This window comes from Rhodoferax ferrireducens, from assembly GCF_003347515.1.
Lineage (GTDB): Bacteria > Pseudomonadota > Gammaproteobacteria > Burkholderiales > Burkholderiaceae_C > Rhodoferax.
Map to the genome: position 1 here is coordinate 1 of NZ_QEII01000308.1, position 364 is coordinate 364.

At 66.5% G+C, this 364-nt stretch carries 1 protein-coding gene; it reads left to right on the top strand.

What is annotated here, in order from left to right; translation table 11 throughout:
* A partial coding sequence (locus tag C5P05_RS24630) for a hypothetical protein (RefSeq protein WP_198674854.1) occupies positions 1-364 on the top strand: 364 nt, incomplete at both ends.

Consider the following 364-nt stretch of genomic DNA (forward strand, 5'->3'; position numbering starts at 1 on the left):
GTGCCCAGCATCACCACCGTCGAGCCAGGCGCTCCAGGCGTGGGCGACAACAACGTCAACGAAGGCGCCGACCTGGTTTTCAACGTCGCCATCACCGGCACTTCCACCGCCGCGGTGACCTACAGCCTGGCCCTGGCCGGTATCACCGCCACCGCCGGCACCGACTTCACAGCCGTCCTGTCCAACGCCAGCTTCACCAACGGCGTGACCTATAACGCCGGCACCGGTCTGGTGACCGTGCCCGCAGGCGTCACCGGTTTTGCCGTCACCGTGCCAACCCTGACCGACTCCATCAATGGTGAGCCGATCGAGACCCTGGGCCTGACCATCGGCGGCGTCCAGGGCATCGGCGGCATCGTCGATA